The following is a 2,543-nucleotide window of genomic DNA, read 5'->3' on the forward strand; positions in this document are numbered from 1 at the left end:
TTCACGGCGCCTCAGGAAGGCGAAGCATCACGGATGCTCCGCGACCCCGCGACGGTCGGCGACCCGTTTCGTTGGTACGTCGACAACGAGCGAGTGACCGGAGGCAGCATCGACCGGATGACCGGGGATGTATTCGCGGCGTGGCAGCACGACGATGAGGCCGGCAAGAACGCCCTCATGCTCGCGCAGAAAAACGTCACGGTCGCTGACCTCAACAGCCGGGCACAGGCCTACCGAATGAGCAACGGGATCGTGCGCGGTACGTCGTCGTCGCAGCTGCGCGATGGCCTCGCCGCGTATCGGGGCGACCGGGTCGTCACCCGCCTGAACGACGCGACGCTCCGCACCGGGCGCGGGACAGACCGGGTTAAAAACGGTGACGTGTGGACGGTCGACAAAGTCCAAGCGGACGGTGCGTTGAGTGTCACACACACCGGACACGGCGGCCGCATCACCCTCCCAGCTGAGTACGTGGCGACGTCTGTCGAGCTGGGTTACGCATCCACCATCCACCGGGCGCAGGGCATGACCGCCGATACCGCCCACGTCCTCGCCGACGCATCCACGTCCCGGGAGCTGGCGTATGTCGGTCTGACCCGGGGCAGGGAAGAGAACCGCCTGTATGTGGAGACGGAGGAGGCCCAGCCGATGAGTGAGGTGCTGGCGTCTATTGCCGGGCACAGCGATGGGATGTTGTCTGCGCACGAGACCATCCGTGCCGAACAGGCCCGCGTTGATGACCTGACGATCCTCATCGACCAGTACGGTGACGTTGCCGAACGGGCGAACGAGATCCGGTTCGGCCAGCTCGTGTACGAGGTCCTCGACGATGCTGACGCACGCGATCTCACCAGCTGTGACAGCTGGGGTGCAGTCACGGCGGCCCTTGGCCGCGCCGAGTCCCACGGTCTGGATCCGGCAACGGTGCTGCGCGCGTCGTGGAACGAACGCGACCTCGACGACGCCGACGATATCGGCGCGGTCACGTCCTACCGGTTGGAACGCCGCATCGAAACGGCCCCCACCCACCAGGGCGAGAAGGCCGCCCCGGTCGTGCCGGCCTGGATCGCCGACCGCAGTGCCCTGGACGCTCCGGGAACTGACCCCGCGTGGCGGGAGCACCTCACCGAACGGTATGAGTACCTGGCGGTGCGCCTCAACGAACGTGGGACCAGTGTCGCGGCAGAGCAGCCTGCCTGGTCAACGCAGTTGGGCGACGTCCCCGCAGACAGTGCTCGCCGTGACGTGTGGGTGCGGCTCGCCGCTGAAGTTGACGTGTTCCGCGACCGGTACAAGATCGACCCGGCCGAGGCGCAGGCCATCCCGGCAGCGTACCGGGAGCGCCCCGTGGGTGCGGAGCTGGCGGCCAGGGTGACGGCGCTGCACAAGTCCCAGGCCCTCAGCGACCGCCCGATCGCGACTGGGGACGACCGGCAACGGGCAGCGGCAGAGGGGGCTGCGGCTGCGCAGACAGCGCGGGACGTGGCGACCGCACTCACCGTTGAGCGTGCTGTACCCCGGGTACCCAGAACCCGAACCTCACTGGATGTGATGCGTGAGGCGAACCGGGCCAAAGCTCAGCAACAGCAGGAAGGCCAGCGTAAGGCGGGCCTGAACGTCACGGGCCGCCCGAGCACTCGCGACGATCAGCAGGCTCCGCGGTCCGGGGAACCACGCACTCCCGACAATGACCGGGAGCGTTAGTTCACACCGCGTTCTGGGCGGATGCCTGAACGTACGCTCGCTTCCTAGCGGGAGAAGAACTGCTTCACACTGCTGAAGAACCGGGTGGCGCGGTGCCTTTCCCGCGCTGCCCAGTCGCGCAGGTGCCCGGTCCGTGCGGGCCCGGTGGGGAGATACACGATGTTCTCGACGTTGTGGTTGAGCCACATTCCTGGAATAACTGTGCCGTTGTCGTCGAGCGGATCGACAAGAAGGACGGGGAGTTCACCGTGTTTATTGAGCGTCAGGCTGAGGTGTCTTGTCGTGGTGGTATCCGCAGAATGCAATAACACGCGGAGAGCTGTGCAGGATTTCATTGGTGGTTTCAGTTCTTAAGTGGCTGAACGTTTTGGCTGATATGGGATGTGGCTTTTGTCGTGCGCGAGCGGTGTCGGCCGCGTGCCCACAGCACGGCTGCGGCGAGGTTGAACCGTTCCGGGTTTCATGCCGCCGTCTTGTTGGCGGCTGCGACATCTATCGCCGCGCGACGGTGCGGCGTGTCTTCCGGTTGCCCATGCCACTTAGCTTCTCAACGTGTTTCTCTACACGTTTGGCAAATTCAGTACACCCCGCGTCGGTTAAGGCCGTTGCAAGGGTCTTCCTGGGCCCGGTTTTCTTGCTCCAGTAGTTGACTTGGTTTGCCGTTACGCGTTCCACATGCCAGCTGGCGGAGTCGTCCACGAGAATGAAGAAGTCATCGCAATTGAAGACTTCGTAGGGTTCTTCGTCTGAACCAACGAACCCATCATCGTTGGTCAGCAGGATGTTGGCTTGGCTGGCGATTGCAGCAGCGTGAACGTGTCGGTCGTGTGGGTCGCGCC

At 64.6% G+C, this 2,543-nt stretch carries 1 protein-coding gene and 2 pseudogenes; 1 reads left to right on the forward strand and 2 read right to left on the reverse strand.

Annotated features, from left to right (window positions below):
• Positions 1–1,704: pseudogene (locus JF66_RS19300) on the forward strand (ATP-binding domain-containing protein); the annotation flags it as partial.
• Positions 1,705–1,748: 44 nt separating this feature from the next.
• On the opposite strand, the gene JF66_RS19305 reads toward JF66_RS19300, so the two are convergent.
• Both JF66_RS19305 and JF66_RS23865 read right to left on the reverse strand, forming a co-directional pair.
• Positions 1,749–2,015: a hypothetical protein gene (locus JF66_RS19305; RefSeq protein WP_156109938.1), complete on the reverse strand. Its 267-nt coding sequence runs from the start codon at positions 2,013–2,015 to the stop codon at positions 1,749–1,751.
• 181 nt (positions 2,016–2,196) lie between these two features.
• Positions 2,197–2,543 (reverse strand): annotated as a pseudogene (locus tag JF66_RS23865) (hypothetical protein); the annotation flags it as partial.

This window comes from Cryobacterium sp. MLB-32 (genome assembly GCF_000738085.1).
Taxonomy (GTDB): Bacteria; Actinomycetota; Actinomycetes; order Actinomycetales; family Microbacteriaceae; genus Cryobacterium.